Raw genomic sequence first — 18,785 nt, 5'->3', positions numbered from 1 at the left:
ATTATTTTCCTCCTTCCTCAGAAGCTTTCTTTTTTGTAGGAAGGACTTCTCCACGGTAGATCCATACTTTTACGCCTAATTTACCGTATGTTGTATCAGCTTCAACTGCTGCATAGTCAATATCAGCGCGAAGTGTATGAAGTGGAACAGTTCCTTCACTGTAAGATTCTGCACGAGCGATATCAGCTCCGCCAAGACGACCAGAAACCTGTGTTTTAATACCTTTAGCACCTGCACGCATAGCACGTTGAATAACTTGCTTTTGTGCACGACGGAATGATACACGGTTTTCTAATTGACGAGCGATGTTTTCGCCTACTAATTTAGCGTTAAGATCAGCTCTCTTAACTTCTAAAATGTTGATGTGTACACGCTTGCCTGTTAATTGGTTAAGAGCTTTACGAAGTGCTTCAACTTCAGTACCACCTTTACCAATTACCATACCAGGTTTTGCAGTGTGAATTGTAACATTTACACGATTTGCTGCACGTTCGATTTCTACTTTAGCAACAGCAGAATCTTTTAAGCGTACATTAATGTACTCACGGATTTTGATGTCTTCATGTAATAATGTAGCGTAATCTTTCTCAGCGAACCAACGAGATTCCCAGTCACGGATAACACCGACACGAAGACCAATTGGATTAACCTTTTGACCCATCGATTATCCCTCCTTCTTTTCTGATACCACAACTGTAATGTGGCTTGTGCGTTTGTTAATTTGGCTTGCACGACCCATTGCACGTGGACGGAAACGTTTCAACGTTGGACCTTCGTCAACGAAGACTTTTTCAACAACTAGGTTGTTAATGTCCATCTCATAATTGTGCTCTGCATTTGCGATTGCAGATTTTAAAACTTTTTCTACAACTGGAGAAGCAGTTTTTGGTGTGTGGTTAAGGATAGCAATCGCTTCACCCACTTGCTTACCTCGGATTAAGTCTACTACTAAACGAACTTTACGAGGAGCAATACGAACTGTTCTCGCTACTGCTTTAGCTTGCATTGAAGTGCCTCCTCTCATTATCTTCTAGTTTTCTTATCGTCAGCAAGGTGACCTTTATACGTACGAGTTGGTGCGAATTCACCTAACTTATGGCCAACCATATCCTCAGTGATGTACACAGGTACGTGTTTACGACCATCATATACAGCGATTGTGTGTCCGATGAACTGAGGGAAGATTGTTGAACGGCGAGACCAAGTTTTAACAACTTGTTTTTGCTCAGATGCAACTAATTTTTCCATTTTGCTCATTAAGTGATCATCGACAAATGGTCCTTTTTTTAAGCTACGAGCCATTTTGGTGCCTCCCTTCGTGATTGGCGTACGGTTCTAGAAATGAACCGTACTACAATCCCATTATTTTTTACGACGACGAACGATGAATTTGTCAGACGCTTTGTTTTTCTTACGAGTCTTGAATCCAAGAGTTGGTTTACCCCATGGAGACATTGGAGACTTACGTCCGATTGGAGAACGTCCTTCACCACCACCGTGTGGGTGATCAACCGGGTTCATTACAGAACCACGAACTGTTGGGCGTTTACCTAACCAGCGAGAGCGACCTGCTTTACCGATTTTGATAAGTTCGTGTTGTTCGTTACCTACTTGACCGATTGAAGCGCGACAAGCAGATAATACAAGACGTACTTCACCAGAAGTTAAACGTACAAGTACGTATTTACCTTCTTTACCAAGTACTTGAGCAGATGTACCAGCAGAACGAACTAATTGTCCGCCACGACCAGGCTTAAGCTCGATGTTATGAACAACAGTACCTACTGGAATGTTGATTAATGGTAATGCGTTACCGATTTTGATGTCAGCTTCTGGGCCAGACATAACTTCCATACCTACTTCTAAAGATTTAGGAGCAAGAATGTAACGTTTTTCACCGTCAACGTAGTTAATTAATGCGATATTCGCAGAGCGGTTTGGATCGTATTCGATCGTAGCAACGCGTCCTGGAATTCCATCTTTGTTACGCTTAAAGTCGATGATACGGTATTGACGCTTATGTCCGCCACCTTGATGACGTACAGTAATTTTACCTTGGTTATTACGACCAGCCTTCTTGCTTAAAGGAGCAAGTAATGACTTTTCGGGTCTGTCAGTCGTGATTTCAGCGAAATCATTCGTAGTCATATTACGACGACCGTTAGTAGTTGGATTATACTTTTTAATTCCCATCTCAATTTCCCTCCTTCTTTAGTAAGAATTAAACGCCTTGGAAGATTTCGATTTCTTTGCTGTCAGCAGTTAGCTTAACGATTGCTTTACGACGACGGCTAGTAAAACCAGCGTGACGACCAACGCGTTTTGCTTTCGGCTTGTAGTTCATGATGTTCACTTTTTCTACTTTAACACCAAAGATCGCTTCAAGAGCATCTTTAACTTCTGTTTTATTAGATTTAACGTCCACATCGAACGTGTATTTTTTTTCAGCCATCATTTCCATAGAACGTTCAGTGATAACTGGGCGCTTAATGATATCACGAGGATCTCTCATTATGCAAGCACCTCCTCTACTTTTTCCACTGCCGCTTTTGTCATGATTAGCTTATCATGATGAAGCACGTCTAAAACGTTTACGCCATCAGCAGTGATTACTGTTACTCCAGGGATATTGCGAGCAGATAACTCTACAGATTCGTTTGCATCAGCAGTTACGATAAGAGCTTTCTTCTCAACAGTTAATCCTTTAAGTACTGCTAGCATGTCTTTTGTTTTTGGTGCATTTAACACTAGGTCTTCAAGAACTACAATGTTGTTCTCAACTACTTTAGTAGCTAATGCAGATTTGATTGCTAAACGACGAACTTTCTTAGGAAGTTTGTACGCATAGCTTCTTGGTGTAGGTCCGAATACCGTACCACCACCACGCCATTGAGGAGAGCGGATAGACCCTTGACGAGCACGTCCAGTTCCTTTTTGACGCCATGGTTTACGACCACCACCGCGAACTTCAGAGCGAGTTTTTACTTTGTGTGTACCTTGACGTAAAGATGCACGTTGCATCATTACAGCTTCGAAAAGTACAGCTTCATTTGGTTCGATACCGAAAATAGCTTCAGCTAATTCGATTTCACCAACCTGTGAACCAGTTTGGTTATATACAGTAACTTTTGGCATTGGAATTCCTCCTTCCTATTGTGAATTATTTGCTAACCTTCACAGCGCCTTGAACAACTACAAGAGATTTCTTAGCACCTGGAACGTTACCTTTTACTAGTAATAAGTTGCGCTCAGTGTCAACTTGAACGATTTCTAAGTTTTGGATAGTAACTTGGTCTCCACCCATACGTCCAGCAAGTTTTTTGCCTTTGAATACACGGTTCGGAGCAACTGGGCCCATTGAACCTGGACGACGGTGATAGCGAGAACCATGAGACATAGGTCCGCGAGATTGTCCGTGGCGTTTGATAACACCTTGGAAACCTTTACCTTTAGAAATTCCTGTTACGTCAACGATTTCACCTGCAGCGAAAACTTCAACTTTTACCTCTTGACCAACCTCTAATCCGTCCACGTCTGCATCGCGGATTTCGCGAATGAAGCGCTTAGGAGTTGTAGATACTTTAGCAGTGTGGCCTTGTTCAGGTTTGTTAGTTAACTTTTCACGTTTATCTTCAAATCCTAACTGGATTGCATTGTAGCCATCAGTTTCAGTTGTTTTCTTTTGAAGAACAACGTTTGGATTAGCAGCGATAACTGTTACTGGGATTAACTCACCGTTCTCAGCAAATACTTGAGTCATACCGATCTTTCTTCCTAAGATTCCTTTGGTCATGAGTTACACCTCCTACATTTTTAAGTTATATAATTTATAGTTTGATTTCGATATCTACACCAGACGGTAAGTCTAAACGCATTAATGAATCTACTGTTTGTGGAGTAGGACTCACGATATCGATTAAACGTTTGTGTGTGCGCATTTCGAATTGCTCACGAGAATCTTTGTACTTATGAACAGCACGAAGAATTGTGTAAATAGTCTTCTCAGTTGGTAATGGGATCGGACCAGAAACTGTTGCCCCAGAACGCTTAGCTGTTTCTACAATTTTCTCAGCTGATTGATCAAGAATACGGTGATCATAAGCTTTTAAACGGATACGAATTTTTTCTTTTGCCATTATTTTCCCTCCTTCGTTCGCCTATTTCTAAAATAGACCTTCTCCATGGAAATTTCCCCACACCATGCCATGGCAAAGCGGCCGGGTGTGTCAGCAACCTTCCACTTCATCGCAGTCAAAGACCAACATTGTCTATTATACAATGTTATTCGTCTAGATGCAAGCATCTTTTTGTTTGCATCTGCTTTTCTCTACTTTTGCTATTATACATGGCACTTTAAAGAATTTCAAGTTTTCATCTAACAGAATTCGTTTTACAGTTTCTGGATTATCTTTTGTTGTTTTTATATTACTATAGAAGAAACTCGTCAAAACAAAAAAACACACTCTTCTTCTTTATATAAACGCAAACAAAAAACCTAAGGGAAAATCCCTTAGGTTTTTTTATATCAGCTAAGATTACTCAACGATAGTAGCAACTACACCGTAACCTACTGTACGTCCACCTTCACGAATAGAGAATTTAGTTCCCTCTTCGATAGCGATTGGAGCGATAAGTTCGATAGTCATTTCGATGTTGTCACCAGGCATTACCATTTCAGTACCTTCTGGTAATTGGATGATACCAGTTACGTCAGTTGTACGGAAGTAGAACTGAGGACGGTAGTTAGCGAAGAATGGAGTGTGACGTCCACCTTCTTCTTTAGATAATACGAAAACTTCAGCTTTGAATTTAGCGTGTGCTTTTACAGAGCCAGTTTTAGCAAGAACTTGTCCACGTTGGATGTCTTCACGAGCAACCCCACGAAGAAGAGCACCGATGTTGTCTCCAGCTTGAGCTTGATCAAGAAGTTTACGGAACATTTCTACACCAGTTACAGTTGTAGAAGCATTCTCTTCAGCAAGACCGATGATTTCTACTACGTCACCAACTTTAACGATTCCGCGCTCTACACGACCAGTTGCAACTGTACCACGACCTGTGATAGAGAATACATCCTCGATAGGCATTAAGAATGGTTTGTCAGTTTCACGTTCTGGAGTTGGGATGTAAGCATCAACTTCAGTCATTAATTCAATGATTTTTGCTTCCCAATCAGCTTCTCCTTGAAGAGCTTTAAGAGCAGAACCTTTGATTACAGGAATGTCGTCGCCTGGGAATCCGTATTCAGATAATAGGTCACGAACTTCCATTTCTACTAATTCTAATAATTCTTCGTCGTCTACCATGTCGCATTTGTTTAAGAATACAACGATGTAAGGAACACCTACTTGACGAGAAAGAAGGATGTGCTCACGTGTTTGAGGCATTGGGCCATCAGCAGCAGATACTACTAAGATACCGCCGTCCATTTGAGCAGCACCAGTGATCATGTTTTTAACATAGTCAGCGTGACCTGGGCAGTCAACGTGTGCATAGTGACGAGTTTCAGTTTCGTACTCAACGTGTGCAGTTGAGATTGTGATTCCGCGCTCTCTTTCTTCTGGAGCAGCGTCGATTTGATCGTATCCGCGTGCTTCAGCACCACCAGCTTTTGCAAGAACTGTAGTGATCGCAGCAGTTAATGTAGTTTTACCATGGTCAACGTGGCCGATTGTACCGATGTTAACATGGGGTTTAGAACGTTCGAATTTAGCTTTAGCCATTCTAAATTCCTCCTTAGTTTATATAGGTTATTTTATATTTAGACTAGAAAGCGAAACTTACGTCCCACTTTCTAAGCTTACATAAGTAGTTATACTCGAACAATTGATAAAAATCAATTATTCGCCTTTATTTTTTTTAATAATTTCTTCTGAAACAGACTTCGGTACTTCTTCATAATGATCAAATGTCATTGAGAATGTTCCGCGTCCTTGAGTGTTAGAACGTAATGCTGTCGCATAACCGAACATTTCAGAAAGTGGAACCATAGCGCGAACAACTTGTGCGTTACCGCGAGCTTCCATACCTTCTACACGTCCACGACGAGATGTTACGTCACCCATGATGTCTCCCATGTACTCTTCAGGAATTACAACTTCAACTTTCATCATTGGCTCAAGAATTACTGGGTTACATTTAGAAACCGCAGCTTTAAGTGCCATAGATGCAGCGATTTTGAACGCCATCTCAGATGAATCGACATCATGGTAAGAACCGTCAACTAATGCTGCTTTAATGTCAACTAGTGGGTAACCAGCTAGTACACCATTTTTAAGTGAGTCTTCAAGACCCGCTCCAACAGCTGGGATGTATTCACGTGGAACTACACCGCCGACGATTTTGTTTTCGAATTCAAATCCTTTACCTTCTTCGTTAGGTGCAAACTCAATCCAAACGTGACCGAATTGTCCACGTCCACCAGATTGACGAGCAAACTTACCTTCAACTTTCGCAGCAGCGCGGAAAGTTTCACGGTATGCTACCTGAGGAGCACCAACGTTTGCTTCGACTTTGAATTCACGGCGCATACGGTCAACGATGATATCAAGGTGAAGTTCACCCATACCAGCGATGATAGTTTGGCCAGTTTCTTGGTCAGTGTGAGCACGGAATGTTGGATCTTCTTCAGAAAGCTTAGATAATGCTGTACCCATTTTATCTTGGTCAGCTTTAGATTTTGGTTCGATAGCTACAGAGATAACTGGCTCTGGGAATTCCATAGACTCAAGGATAACAAGGCTCTTCTCGTCACAAAGAGTATCACCAGTAGTAGTATCTTTTAAACCTACAGCAGCAGCGATATCACCAGCGTAAACTGTTGAAATCTCTTCACGGCTGTTAGCGTGCATTTGTAGGATACGTCCTACACGCTCACGCTTACCTTTAGTTGAGTTTTTCACGTATGATCCAGAGTTTAACACACCAGAGTACACACGGAAGAACGTTAACTTACCAACATAAGGGTCAGTCATGATTTTGAATGCTAAAGCTGCGAATGGTTCTTCATCGCTAGACTTACGTTCTACTTCTTCATCTGTATCCGGAAGAGTACCTTTAATAGCAGGTACATCTAATGGAGATGGTAGGTAGTCGATAACTGCGTCTAACAGAATTTGAACACCTTTGTTTTTGAATGCAGAACCACAGATTACTGGGAAGAATTCTACAGAAGTTGTAGCCTTACGGATACCAGCTTTAAGCTCTTCTACAGTGATTTCTTCACCTTCTAGGTACTTCATCATCATTTCTTCATCAAGCTCAGCTACCGCTTCAATAAGCTTTCCACGGTATTCTTCAGCTAGTTCTTTGTGCTCTTCAGGAATTTCGACACGCTCGATGTCTGTTCCTAAATCGTTACCGTACATGTAAGCACACTCTTCAACAAGGTCAATGATACCATTGAACTCATCTTCAGCACCGATTGGTAACTGAATTGGATGTGCGTTTGCTTGTAAACGATCGTGGATTGTTCCTACAGAGTATAAGAAATCTGCACCGATCTTATCCATTTTGTTAACGAATACGATACGAGGTACACCGTAAGTAGTAGCCTGACGCCAAACAGTTTCTGTTTGTGGTTCTACACCAGATTGTGCATCAAGTACTGCTACCGCACCATCAAGTACGCGTAAAGAACGTTCTACTTCTACTGTGAAGTCTACGTGTCCTGGAGTATCAATGATGTTTACACGGTGACCTTTCCATTGAGCTGTAGTTGCAGCAGAAGTAATTGTGATACCACGCTCTTGCTCTTGCTCCATCCAGTCCATCTGAGATGCACCTTCATGAGTTTCACCGATTTTATGAATACGTCCTGTGTAATACAGAATACGCTCAGTTGCTGTTGTTTTACCAGCATCGATGTGAGCCATGATACCAATATTACGAGTGTTTTCTAAAGAGAACTCTCTTGTCATTTGGTGTCTTGCTCCTTCCATATATGGATTGGATTTTTTATTTTAAGTAGCAAAAAAGCCACTTTATATTGTTACATATGCCAGTGTCCAGTACCCTCATTATGTAAAACGAGCGCCCAACGAAAGGGAGAGGCATTCTCCCTCTCCACACTTCCATAAGCGACAAATAAAGCGGTTTATGCATACATTTATTTTACGTTGAATCCTACCAACGGTAATGAGCAAATGCTTTGTTAGCTTCTGCCATTTTATGAGTGTCTTCACGTTTCTTAACAGATGCACCAGCGTTGTTAGCTGCATCTAAGATTTCGTAAGCTAGACGCTCTTCCATAGTTTTTTCACCACGAAGACGAGCATAGTTTACTAACCAGCGAAGACCTAAAGTTGTACGGCGTTCTGGACGAACCTCAACTGGAACTTGGTAGTTAGCACCACCAACACGACGAGCGCGTACTTCAAGAACAGGCATGATGTTCTTAAGAGCTTGCTCGAATACTTCCATTGGTTCTTTATCTGAACGTTCACGAACGATATCGAAAGCGTTATAAAGAATTGTTTGAGATTTACCTTTTTTACCGTCAACCATCATTTTGTTGATAAGGCGTGTTACTAGCTTAGAATTGTACATTGGATCTGGTAACACGTCACGTTTCGCAACAGGTCCTTTACGAGGCATATTGAGTTCCTCCTTTCATTATAAGTTTATTATTTTTTAGCAGGTTTTGGTCGCTTAGTACCATATTTAGAACGTCCTTGCATACGTTTGTCAACACCAGCTGTATCAAGCGCTCCACGAACGATGTGGTAACGTACCCCTGGTAAATCCTTTACTCGACCACCGCGAATTAATACTACGCTATGCTCTTGTAAGTTATGACCGATACCTGGGATGTAAGCTGTAACTTCAATACCGTTTGTTAAACGTACACGAGCGTATTTACGTAACGCTGAGTTAGGTTTCTTTGGAGTCATTGTACCAACACGAGTACATACACCACGTTTTTGAGGTGCAGAGATATCAGTTGATTTTTTCTTTAAAGAGTTAAATCCTTTGTTTAACGCAGGTGATTTAGATTTCCATACTTTATCAGTACGACCATTTCTCACTAATTGGTTAATAGTAGGCATTTGATTATCCTCCCTTCGCATGTTTGTATGACCACATATCCAGGTGGTTCATTATTAGTTGAAAACAAAGTTTTTGCAAGGAAGAGCAAATGCTCTCTCCTCACAAAAACAGTTTTAACTTATTATTCCTATTGCTGAAGCTCCCACTTGAATCCCCGAAACTTTTCCAAGCTTACGAACTGATTCAACCTTTGTTATGGGTATGTTATGTTGCAAAGCAGTGCGAATGATAACATGGGTTAACCGCACATCAGCATCTTCTGCAATAACAACTTCTTTAACTATACCATTTTTGATTGCTTCCAATGTGCGTTTATGACCAACGACTACATTTTCAGCATTTGACACTTTTTGATAAGACATATAAATATCCTCCAAAGCATCGTTCAGGAGCAACCTTGATTATAGTAACATTTTGACTCATACAATGTCAACTAGGATTAGATGTTTTTATACAAAATTTACGACGGAAAATTTTACTGTTCCACATAAATCTCATCGTTTTCTACATTCATGTTATCTTGTGTTGTTTTTACAAGATCCACTTTGCGATAACGATTCATACCTGTTCCAGCAGGAACAAGTTTACCGATAATAACGTTCTCTTTCAATCCTAGAAGCTCATCACGTTTACCTTTAATTGCTGCATCAGTTAAGACACGAGTTGTTTCTTGGAATGATGCTGCAGATAAGAATGAATCAGTTTCAAGTGAAGCTTTTGTAATACCAAGTAGAACAGGTCTAGCTGTCGCTGGTTGTTTACCTTTCAGTAACACCTTCGCATTCGCATCAGTAAACTGATGGATATCTAGTAATGTTCCTGGTAATACGTCTGTTTCACCTGCATCACTTACACGAACTTTACGTAGCATTTGACGTACCATTACCTCTACGTGTTTGTCACCAATTTCTACCCCTTGCATACGGTATACTTTTTGAACTTCACGTAATAAGTATTCTTGAACTGCTGTAATGTCCGTTACTTTTAGTAATTCTTTCGGATCAATAGAACCTTCTGTTAACTCTTTACCGTGGCTAATTGGCTGTCCTGGAGTTACTTTCAGACGAGCACCGTAAGGAATAGCATACGTACGAGCTTCAACTTCACCCTGTACAACTACTTCTTGGCGATCTTTAACATCGTTGATCGCTGCGATAACACCGTCGATTTCACTGATAACTGCCTGACCTTTCGGATTACGAGCTTCGAAGATCTCTTGGATACGAGGTAAACCTTGAGTGATATCATCTCCGGCAACCCCACCTGTATGGAATGTACGCATCGTTAACTGTGTACCTGGCTCACCGATAGATTGAGCTGCGATAATACCTACCGCTTCTCCTACTTCTACGTCTGTACCAGTTGCTAAGTTACGACCGTAACACTTCTTACATACACCATGGCGAGTGTTACACGTAAACGCTGAACGAATATTTACAGTTTCAACACCCGAATTTTCAACGATATGAGCGATATCTTCAGTAATTAATTGGTTTTCACTAACTAATACTTCACCTGTTTCAGGATGTTTTACAGTTTTTCTTGCAAAACGTCCAACAAGACGATCATATAATGACTCAATTACTTCATTACCCTCTTTAATCGCACCAATTAATAGACCACGATCTGTTCCACAATCATCTTCACGGACAATTACATCTTGTGCAACGTCTACAAGACGACGTGTTAAGTAACCAGAATCGGCAGTTTTAAGTGCTGTATCGGCAAGACCTTTACGCGCACCATGCGTAGAGATGAAGTACTCAAGTACTGTTAAACCTTCACGGAAACTCGATTTGATTGGAAGTTCGATGATACGACCAGATGGATTGGCCATCAGACCACGCATACCAGCAAGCTGAGTAAAGTTAGATGCGTTACCACGGGCACCTGAGTCACTCATCATGAAGATTGGATTGCGTTTATTCAAGGATTTCATCAGTTTTCCTTGGATAACATCTTTTGCATTACTCCAAATAGAGATAACGCGATCGTAACGTTCTTCTTCCGTGATTAAACCGCGACGGAATTGTTTAATTACATTATCTACTTTTGCTTGTGCTTCGTGGAGAATTTCATCTTTTTCGCCTAATACAAGAATGTCAGATACCCCAACTGTAATACCAGCTTTTGTAGAGTACTTGAACCCTAAGTTTTTCATACGGTCAAGCATGCGAGACGTTTCTGTAATTTGGAAACGTTTGAACACTTCCGCAATGATGTTACCAAGGATCTTCTTGCTAAATGGCGCCACTTCTTCGCGACTAGCAATAATTTCTTTAATGTTCGCACCTTTTTCAACGAAATATTCCGCTGGTGTTTCTTTTTCAAGGTTTGAGTTTGTCGGTTCATTAATATAAGGGAACGACTCTGGTAAGATTTCGTTAAATATTAATTTACCAACTGTTGTTAATAGAAGCTTACCTTTTTGCTCTTCAGTAAACGTTACGTTATTTACTGAACTTGCAGCAACTGCAACACGTGTGTGCAGATGTACATATCCATTTTGATATGCAAGTATTGCTTCGTTTGCATCTTTGAAGACCATACCTTCACCGATTGCGCCTTCACGCTCAAGTGTTAAGTAGTAGTTACCTAATACCATATCCTGAGATGGAGTAACAACTGGTTTTCCGTCTTTTGGATTCAAGATGTTTTGTGCCGCTAACATAAGAATACGAGCTTCTGCTTGTGCCTCTGATGATAACGGAACGTGAACCGCCATTTGGTCACCGTCAAAGTCCGCGTTGTATGCAGTACATACAAGTGGGTGAAGACGAATTGCGCGACCTTCTACTAATGTAGGTTCAAACGCCTGGATACCAAGACGGTGAAGTGTTGGTGCGCGGTTTAGAAGTACTGGATGTTCTTTAATCACAGATTCTAAAACGTCCCAAACTTCAGGGTGTACACGCTCAATTTTACGTTTCGCACTCTTAATGTTGTGTGCTAACCCTTTTCCAACTAATTCTTTCATAACAAAAGGTTTGAACAGTTCAAGCGCCATTTCTTTCGGTAATCCACATTGGTACATCTTTAAGTTCGGTCCTACAACGATTACAGAACGACCAGAGTAGTCAACACGTTTACCTAATAAGTTTTGACGGAAACGTCCTTGTTTACCTTTAAGCATGTGAGATAGTGATTTTAATGGACGGTTACCTGGTCCAGTTACTGGACGGCCACGACGACCATTATCAATTAATGCATCTACAGCTTCTTGTAACATACGTTTTTCGTTTTGAACGATAATGCTTGGAGCACCTAGGTCCAATAGACGTTTTAAACGGTTGTTACGGTTAATTACACGACGATATAAGTCGTTTAAGTCAGAAGTAGCAAAACGTCCACCATCTAACTGTACCATTGGGCGTAGTTCTGGTGGGATAACTGGTAGAACATCTAAGATCATCCAAGATGGTTCATTTCCAGAGTTACGGAATGCTTCTAATACTTCTAGACGTTTAATAGCACGAGTACGGCGTTGTCCTTGTGCTGTTTTTAATTCTTCTTTTAAGAAGTCTACTTCTTTATCTAAATCAATGTCTTGTAGTAGCTTTTTAATCGCTTCTGCACCCATAGCAGCTTGGAATGTGCTACCATATCGATCACGATATGCACGGTATTCTTTTTCAGAAAGTAATTGCTTCTTATCAAGTGGTGTATCTCCACTTTCTGTTACAACATAAGAAGCGAAATAAATTACTTCTTCAAGCGCGCGAGGGGACATGTCTAAGACAAGTCCCATGCGGCTCGGGATACCTTTGAAATACCAAATATGAGATACAGGAGCAGCTAATTCAATATGACCCATACGTTCACGACGTACTTTTGCACGCGTTACTTCAACGCCACATCGATCACAAACTACACCTTTATAACGTACACGTTTGTATTTTCCGCAATGACATTCCCAGTCCTTTTGTGGTCCGAAAATACGCTCACAGAACAAGCCATCTTTTTCAGGCTTTAACGTACGATAGTTAATAGTTTCTGGTTTCTTAACTTCACCGTATGACCAAGAACGAATCTTGTCAGGTGAAGCAAGTCCAATCTTCATATATTCAAAGTTATTTACATCTATCAAGGGGCCTACCTCCCTTTTAGTCTACAGGTTATCCCAATTATTCCTTAGTTGTCTCAACTTCGACATTCAATTTATCTGCTGATTGATGATCATCGTCATCTTCTGTATCACGCATTTCAATTTCTGTATCGTCGCTAGACATCATTTTAACGTCCATACCTAAACTTTGCAGCTCTTTAATCAATACTTTGAATGATTCAGGAACGCCTGGTTCTGGAACATTTTCGCCTTTAACAATTGCTTCATAAGTCTTAACACGTCCAACAACATCATCAGACTTCACTGTTAAGATTTCTTGAAGAGTATAAGCAGCACCGTAAGCTTCAAGTGCCCAAACCTCCATCTCACCGAAACGCTGTCCACCGAACTGAGCTTTACCTCCAAGAGGTTGCTGCGTTACAAGTGAGTATGGTCCAGTAGAACGAGCATGAAGTTTATCGTCAACCATGTGCGCAAGTTTGATCATATACATGACACCAACAGATACGCGGTTATCGAATGGTTCACCAGTACGTCCGTCATACAGGATTGTTTTCGCGTCATTTGCCATACCAGCTTCTTCAATTGTGCCCCAAACATCTTCCTCACGAGCACCATCGAATACTGGTGTTGCAATGTGAATGCCCAGGTATCTTGCTGCCATACCAAGATGAAGCTCTAATACCTGACCGATATTCATACGAGATGGTACCCCTAATGGGTTTAACATGATATCGATTGGCGTACCGTCTGGTAAGTAAGGCATATCTTCTTCTGGTAAAATACGAGAAATAACACCTTTGTTACCGTGACGTCCGGCCATCTTGTCACCTTCAGAAATTTTACGTTTTTGAACGATATATGCACGTACAAGTTGATTCACGCCTGGTGGCAATTCATCGCCATCTTCACGGTTGAATACTTTTACGTCTAAGATAATACCGCCACCACCGTGTGGTACACGTAGTGATGTATCACGTACTTCACGCGCTTTTTCTCCAAAGATAGCATGTAATAGACGTTCTTCAGCTGTTAATTCTGTTACACCTTTAGGTGTTACTTTACCAACAAGTAAATCTCCATCTTTTACTTCAGCACCAACGCGAATGATACCGCGCTCGTCAAGGTTACGTAATGCGTCTTCCCCAACATTTGGAATGTCACGTGTAATTTCTTCTGGTCCAAGCTTCGTATCACGAGCTTCTGATTCATATTCTTCAATATGAATAGAAGTGTACACATCATCTTTTACAAGGCGCTCACTCATGATGATCGCATCCTCGTAGTTATAACCGTCCCAAGTCATGAAGCCAACAAGCACGTTACGTCCAAGTGCTAGTTCACCTAATTCCATAGAAGGACCATCCGCAAGGATTTCACCTTTTACAACTTCATTTCCAACACTTACGATTGGACGTTGGTTGTAACAAGTTCCTTGGTTAGAACGAATGAATTTTTGCATTTTGTAGCGATCTAAGTCGCCTTTTACTGTTTGACCGTCAACTTCTACATAGCGACGTACCCAAACTTCACGTGCTTCTACGCGCTCAACAACACCAGGATGTTTACAGATTACTGCAGCACCTGAGTCTTTTGCTGATACGTACTCCATACCTGTACCTACAATCGGAGATTCCGGATTCATTAACGGAACCGCCTGACGTTGCATGTTCGCTCCCATAAGTGCGCGGTTAGAGTCATCGTTTTCTAAGAACGGAATACAAGCTGTCGCTGCCGACACTACTTGTTTTGGAGATACATCCATGTAGTCGATGCGTTCTCTATTTGTGACAATGTTTTCACCACGGAAACGAGCTACGATATCTTCACTTAGGAATTCACCTTCATCAGATAATTTCATATTCGCTTGGGCTACAACATAGTTATCTTCTTCATCTGCTGTTAAATAATCAACATGCCCTGTTACAAGACCAGTTTCTGGGTCAACACGACGATATGGTGTTTCAATGAAACCAAACTCATTTACTTTCGCGAACGAAGATAATGAGTTAATCAAACCGATGTTTGGTCCCTCTGGTGTTTCAATCGGACACATACGACCGTAGTGGGAGTAATGAACGTCACGTACTTCAAAGCCTGCGCGCTCACGCGTTAAACCACCAGGTCCTAATGCAGATAGTCTTCGTTTGTGAGTTAACTCTGCTAATGGATTTGTTTGGTCCATGAACTGAGATAACTGAGAACTTCCGAAGAACTCTTTAATAGATGCAATAACAGGACGAATATTAATTAGCGCCTGTGGTGTAATTGCATTTGTATCTTGGATCGACATTCTCTCACGAACAACACGTTCCATACGAGAAAGACCGATACGGAATTGATTTTGTAATAGTTCTCCAACAGAACGCAGACGACGGTTTCCTAAATGGTCAATATCATCTGTATCCCCTACTTTGTATAGTAGGTTGAAGAAGTAACTGATAGAAGCAAGGATATCACCTGGTGTGATGTGTTTCACATCACGAGTAATATTTGCATTACCAATTACATTAATTACACGTTCGCCTTCCGACTCAGGAGCATAAATCTTAATAGATTGCAGCTCAACATCGCCTTCTACCACTCCACCCATTGGTTTCGCTGTTTTGAATCCAATGTTTTTCTCTAAGTAAGGTAAAATGCGATCAAGTGTACGACGATCTAAGATTGTTCCTTCTGCCGCTAAAATTTCACCAGTTTCTGGATCCACTAATGTTTCAGCTAAACGTTGATTAAACAATCTGTTTTTAATGTGTAACTTCTTGTTGATCTTATAGCGACCTACATTTGCTAAATCGTAGCGCTTTGGATCGAAGAAACGAGACACAAGTAAGCTCTTAGCATTTTCTACTGTTGGTGGTTCACCAGGACGTAGACGCTCATAAATTTCAAGCAATGCTTTTTCTGTACTATCTGTGTTGTCTTTTTCTAATGTGTTGCTTAAGTATTCGTTATCACCTAAAAGCTCGGTGATTTCTTGATCAGAGCCAAACCCTAATGCGCGTAACAAAACAGTTACAGGAAGTTTACGCGTACGGTCAATACGCACATATACAACATCCTTAGCATCTGTCTCATACTCTAACCAAGCTCCGCGGTTTGGAATTACAGTAGCAGTAAAACCACGTTTTCCGTTTTTATCCACTTTGCCACTATAGTATACGCTTGGAGAGCGAACTAACTGGGAAACGATAACACGTTCTGCACCGTTAATTACGAATGTTCCAGTCTCTGTCATGAGTGGGAAATCTCCCATGAACACATCTTGTTCTTTTACTTCACCAGTTTCCTTGTTGATTAGACGCACTTTTACACGAAGTGGTGCTGCATACGTCACATCACGCTCTTTGCATTCGTCTACAGAGTATTTAGGTTCACCTAAGCTGTAGTCGATAAATTCAAGCGATAGATTTCCCGTAAAGTCTTCAATCGGAGAAATGTCTTGGAACATTTCTCGCAAACCCTCATCAAGAAACCACTGATAAGAAGAGGTTTGAATTTCGATAAGATTTGGTAACTCTAATACTTCACTAATACGGGCATAACTTCTTCGTTGGCGGTGGCGTCCGTATTGAACTAGTTGACCTGTCAACTGCTTCACCCCTCAAATCATGAGTATTATAAATGCACAAAAAAATTTGTGCAAAATCACAAATAAATACAACTACTGCTATTAGCGTAGTCTTGTTCTCTTAAAGATAAATACGTTGAGTCTTTCTACCTGCTCAAAAAAGAAAAATGGCTTCTATAAGAAAACCATCATTCTGTTTCATAATCTGCTGATTTTACTATCTTTTCCAAGAGAAACAAAAATATACATCTTTCTCAACGCAGAAAATCATATATTGGCATTGTATAATGTTAACATAGCCAAAAATAACCGTCAACGTTTTTTTGATTTTATGATATAATATCCTTTTTTCTTTTCTACAATCTCAACTTCAGAAAATACTTCTTCTAGTTTTTTCAGCGCAGATGGTGCACCTTGCTTCTTTTGAATAACAATCCAAAGTTCTCCACCTGGAACTAAATACTCCACAGCTTTTTCTAAAATCTCATGTACGATATCCTTACCCGCACGAATTGGAGGGTTAGATAGAATAGCAGCATACTCGCCATCTACATTTTCATAGACGCTACTTTGAAAAATACGTATATTCTCGATTCTGTTATTAGCGGCATTTTCTTTCGCAAGCCCAAGCGCCCTTTCATTCACATCCACCATGTGAACTTCACAACCTTGAAACTCTTTCGCTAACGACAAACCAATAGGACCGTATCCACAACCTACGTCTAATATATCACCTTTAATATCCGGCATTTGAAACGCTTCAATTAAAAGACGAGAACCAAAGTCCACCTCGTTTTTCGAAAACACCCCATGGTCAGATAAAAAAGTAAATTGAGATCCACGAAGTGGAAATTCCCATCGTTTACGATCACTTTTACTAGAAGGGTCGTTAGAAAAATAATGGTCTGCCATATGGCCACCTCTTTTCTTTACAGTTAAAAAAAAAGCTCGCATGAGAGCGAGCTTTTTTTAAAGCATCAAAAGTTAATTACTTAACTTCTACAGCAGCGCCAACTTCTTCAAGTTTAGCTTTCATTTCTTCAGCTTCCTCTTTAGAAACGCCTTCTTTGATTGCTTTTGGAGTGTTGTCAACTAATTCTTTAGCTTCTTTTAAGCCAAGACCAGTGATTTCACGTACAGCTTTGATAACTTTGATTTTTTGAGCGCCAGCACTTGCAAGTACTACATCAAACTCAGTTTTTTCAGCAGCAGCTTCACCAGCGCCACCAGCTACAGCTACAGGAGCAGCAGCAGTTACGCCGAATTCTTCCTCGATAGCTTTTACTAAGTCGTTAAGTTCTAATACAGTCATAGATTTAACTGCTTCAATGATTTGTTCTTTAGTCATTGTAAATATCCTCCCTTAAATAGGTTTGTATTGTTTTATAGATAACAAGTAATTATCTTTTAAAAAATTAAGCGCCTTGCTCTTCCTTTTGTTCTGCAACTGCTTTAGTAGCAAGTGCAAGGTTACGGATTGGAGCTTGAAGAACGCTAAGAAGCATAGAAAGTAAGCCTTCACGTGATGGAAGAGTAGCGATTGCTTTAACCTCATCAAGTGTTACAAGTTTACCTTCGATTACGCCCGCTTTAATTTCTAAAGCTTCATGTTTTGTAGCGAAGTCGTTTAATACTTTCGCAGGAGCAACTACATCCTCGTTACTGAACGCGATTGCGTTTGGTCCTGTTAAGAATTCGTTTAACTCAGCCATTTCAGCAGATTCTGCAGCACGACGAGTTAGAGAGTTTTTGTAAACTTTGAACTCAACGCCAGCTTCACGTAATTGCTTACGTAATTCTGTTGCTTCAGAAACTGTTAAACCACGGTAGTCAACAACAATTGTAGATTTACTAGCACGAAGTTTGTCCGCGATTTCAGTTACAACTTGTTGTTTAGTTTCGATTACTTTGCTCATGTTATTACACCTCCTGTAGATTATATAGAAGATGTACCGAAAGTGCACTAAAAACCTCCATGCCCAACTTGTAGACATGGAGGCATATAGTCACAGAAAAAAATTCCGTTTCGTATATTAACACCTAGGTAGGAAATTAAGTCTATTGACACCTACTGTCTACGGTACACTATTTAAATTCACA

The 18,785-nt window shown here is 40.6% G+C and carries 18 protein-coding genes and 1 other annotated feature; all 18 genes read right to left on the bottom strand.

Features of this window, described 5'->3' with window-relative positions:
* Nucleotide 1 precedes the first annotated feature (1 nt).
* Complete coding sequence (gene rpsC, locus ATL10_RS26515) at nt 2–661, bottom strand: 30S ribosomal protein S3 (protein ID WP_000529956.1); 660 nt, start codon at nt 659–661, stop codon at nt 2–4.
* A 3-nt stretch (nt 662–664) separates the two neighbouring features.
* Nucleotides 665–1,006: a 50S ribosomal protein L22 gene (gene rplV / locus ATL10_RS26510; RefSeq protein WP_001148024.1), complete on the bottom strand. Its 342-nt coding sequence runs from the start codon at nt 1,004–1,006 to the stop codon at nt 665–667.
* Nucleotides 1,007–1,023: 17 nt separating this feature from the next.
* Nucleotides 1,024–1,302, bottom strand: a complete 279-nt coding sequence (rpsS, locus tag ATL10_RS26505) for a 30S ribosomal protein S19 (RefSeq protein WP_000124454.1) — start codon at nt 1,300–1,302, stop codon at nt 1,024–1,026.
* Nucleotides 1,303–1,362: 60 nt separating this feature from the next.
* On the bottom strand, nt 1,363–2,193 hold the full coding sequence (gene rplB / locus ATL10_RS26500) for a 50S ribosomal protein L2 (RefSeq protein ID WP_000511583.1): 831 nt from the start codon (nt 2,191–2,193) through the stop codon (nt 1,363–1,365).
* A gap of 28 nt (nt 2,194–2,221) precedes the next feature.
* Nucleotides 2,222–2,512 carry a 50S ribosomal protein L23 gene (rplW, locus tag ATL10_RS26495; protein WP_001205558.1) on the bottom strand — a complete coding sequence of 97 codons (291 nt, stop codon included), beginning with the start codon at nt 2,510–2,512 and terminating at the stop codon, nt 2,222–2,224.
* A complete protein-coding gene (gene rplD, locus ATL10_RS26490) occupies nt 2,512–3,135 on the bottom strand; it encodes a 50S ribosomal protein L4 (RefSeq protein ID WP_001127258.1) in 624 nt (207 codons plus the stop codon). Before rplD ends, rplW begins: the two co-directional genes overlap by 1 nt.
* A 25-nt stretch (nt 3,136–3,160) precedes the next feature.
* The gene (gene rplC, locus ATL10_RS26485) at nt 3,161–3,793 is read right to left on the bottom strand and encodes a 50S ribosomal protein L3 (RefSeq protein WP_110497833.1); all 633 of its coding nucleotides are present in this window, start codon (nt 3,791–3,793) and stop codon (nt 3,161–3,163) included.
* Between the two features lie 34 nt (nt 3,794–3,827).
* On the bottom strand, nt 3,828–4,136 hold the full coding sequence (rpsJ, locus tag ATL10_RS26480; protein ID WP_001040595.1) for a 30S ribosomal protein S10: 309 nt from the start codon (nt 4,134–4,136) through the stop codon (nt 3,828–3,830).
* Nucleotides 4,137–4,535: 399 nt separating this feature from the next.
* A complete protein-coding gene (gene tuf / locus ATL10_RS26470; RefSeq protein WP_001029617.1) occupies nt 4,536–5,723 on the bottom strand; it encodes an elongation factor Tu in 1,188 nt (395 codons plus the stop codon).
* 117 nt (nt 5,724–5,840) lie between these two features.
* On the bottom strand, nt 5,841–7,919 hold the full coding sequence (gene fusA / locus ATL10_RS26465) for an elongation factor G (RefSeq protein ID WP_000196384.1): 2,079 nt from the start codon (nt 7,917–7,919) through the stop codon (nt 5,841–5,843).
* A gap of 205 nt (nt 7,920–8,124) precedes the next feature.
* The gene (rpsG, locus tag ATL10_RS26460) at nt 8,125–8,595 is read right to left on the bottom strand and encodes a 30S ribosomal protein S7 (protein ID WP_001137492.1); all 471 of its coding nucleotides are present in this window, start codon (nt 8,593–8,595) and stop codon (nt 8,125–8,127) included.
* Between the two features lie 29 nt (nt 8,596–8,624).
* A complete protein-coding gene (gene rpsL / locus ATL10_RS26455) occupies nt 8,625–9,047 on the bottom strand; it encodes a 30S ribosomal protein S12 (protein WP_001142341.1) in 423 nt (140 codons plus the stop codon).
* 114 nt (nt 9,048–9,161) lie between these two features.
* Entirely contained in the window at nt 9,162–9,410 is a 249-nt protein-coding gene (locus ATL10_RS26450; RefSeq protein WP_000121833.1) for a 50S ribosomal protein L7ae-like protein, read from the bottom strand.
* Nucleotides 9,411–9,523: 113 nt separating this feature from the next.
* Nucleotides 9,524–13,135, bottom strand: coding sequence for a DNA-directed RNA polymerase subunit beta' (gene rpoC / locus ATL10_RS26445; protein ID WP_000567943.1), 3,612 nt, complete (start codon nt 13,133–13,135; stop codon nt 9,524–9,526).
* Nucleotides 13,136–13,172: 37 nt separating this feature from the next.
* Entirely contained in the window at nt 13,173–16,706 is a 3,534-nt protein-coding gene (gene rpoB / locus ATL10_RS26440; protein ID WP_000147553.1) for a DNA-directed RNA polymerase subunit beta, read from the bottom strand.
* Nucleotides 16,707–16,997: 291 nt separating this feature from the next.
* Nucleotides 16,998–17,597 (bottom strand): class I SAM-dependent methyltransferase, encoded by a 600-nt coding sequence (locus tag ATL10_RS26435; RefSeq protein ID WP_000763269.1) that lies wholly within the window; start codon nt 17,595–17,597, stop codon nt 16,998–17,000.
* Nucleotides 17,598–17,673: 76 nt separating this feature from the next.
* A complete protein-coding gene (gene rplL / locus ATL10_RS26430; RefSeq protein ID WP_000159737.1) occupies nt 17,674–18,033 on the bottom strand; it encodes a 50S ribosomal protein L7/L12 in 360 nt (119 codons plus the stop codon).
* A 67-nt stretch (nt 18,034–18,100) separates the two neighbouring features.
* Nucleotides 18,101–18,601, bottom strand: coding sequence for a 50S ribosomal protein L10 (gene rplJ / locus ATL10_RS26425; protein WP_000048718.1), 501 nt, complete (start codon nt 18,599–18,601; stop codon nt 18,101–18,103).
* A 39-nt stretch (nt 18,602–18,640) separates the two neighbouring features.
* Nucleotides 18,641–18,784 (bottom strand) — a sequence feature (ribosomal protein L10 leader region).
* Nucleotide 18,785: the final 1 nt, after the last annotated feature.

The organism is Bacillus sp. 196mf (assembly GCF_003217275.1).
Classification (GTDB): Bacteria; Bacillota; Bacilli; order Bacillales; family Bacillaceae_G; genus Bacillus_A; species Bacillus_A thuringiensis_S.
The sequence above is the reverse complement of the archived record's forward strand: the minus strand, read 5'-3'. Positions and strand labels throughout refer to the sequence as shown.

Bases quoted from the DNA above. Each gene is read 5' to 3' on its own strand.
- rpsC (WP_000529956.1), bottom strand. From the start codon at position 661: ATGGGTCAAAAGGTTAATCCAATTGGTCTTCGTGTCGGTGTTATCCGT.
- rplV (WP_001148024.1), bottom strand. From the start codon at position 1,006: ATGCAAGCTAAAGCAGTAGCGAGAACAGTTCGTATTGCTCCTCGTAAA.
- rpsS (WP_000124454.1), bottom strand. From the start codon at position 1,302: ATGGCTCGTAGCTTAAAAAAAGGACCATTTGTCGATGATCACTTAATG.
- rplB (WP_000511583.1), bottom strand. From the start codon at position 2,193: ATGGGAATTAAAAAGTATAATCCAACTACTAACGGTCGTCGTAATATG.
- rplW (WP_001205558.1), bottom strand. From the start codon at position 2,512: ATGAGAGATCCTCGTGATATCATTAAGCGCCCAGTTATCACTGAACGT.
- rplD (WP_001127258.1), bottom strand. From the start codon at position 3,135: ATGCCAAAAGTTACTGTATATAACCAAACTGGTTCACAGGTTGGTGAA.
- rplC (WP_110497833.1), bottom strand. From the start codon at position 3,793: ATGACCAAAGGAATCTTAGGAAGAAAGATCGGTATGACTCAAGTATTT.
- rpsJ (WP_001040595.1), bottom strand. From the start codon at position 4,136: ATGGCAAAAGAAAAAATTCGTATCCGTTTAAAAGCTTATGATCACCGT.
- tuf (WP_001029617.1), bottom strand. From the start codon at position 5,723: ATGGCTAAAGCTAAATTCGAACGTTCTAAACCCCATGTTAACATCGGT.
- fusA (WP_000196384.1), bottom strand. From the start codon at position 7,919: ATGACAAGAGAGTTCTCTTTAGAAAACACTCGTAATATTGGTATCATG.
- rpsG (WP_001137492.1), bottom strand. From the start codon at position 8,595: ATGCCTCGTAAAGGACCTGTTGCGAAACGTGACGTGTTACCAGATCCA.
- rpsL (WP_001142341.1), bottom strand. From the start codon at position 9,047: ATGCCTACTATTAACCAATTAGTGAGAAATGGTCGTACTGATAAAGTA.
- ATL10_RS26450 (WP_000121833.1), bottom strand. From the start codon at position 9,410: ATGTCTTATCAAAAAGTGTCAAATGCTGAAAATGTAGTCGTTGGTCAT.
- ATL10_RS26435 (WP_000763269.1), bottom strand. From the start codon at position 17,597: ATGGCAGACCATTATTTTTCTAACGACCCTTCTAGTAAAAGTGATCGT.
- rplL (WP_000159737.1), bottom strand. From the start codon at position 18,033: ATGACTAAAGAACAAATCATTGAAGCAGTTAAATCTATGACTGTATTA.
- rplJ (WP_000048718.1), bottom strand. From the start codon at position 18,601: ATGAGCAAAGTAATCGAAACTAAACAACAAGTTGTAACTGAAATCGCG.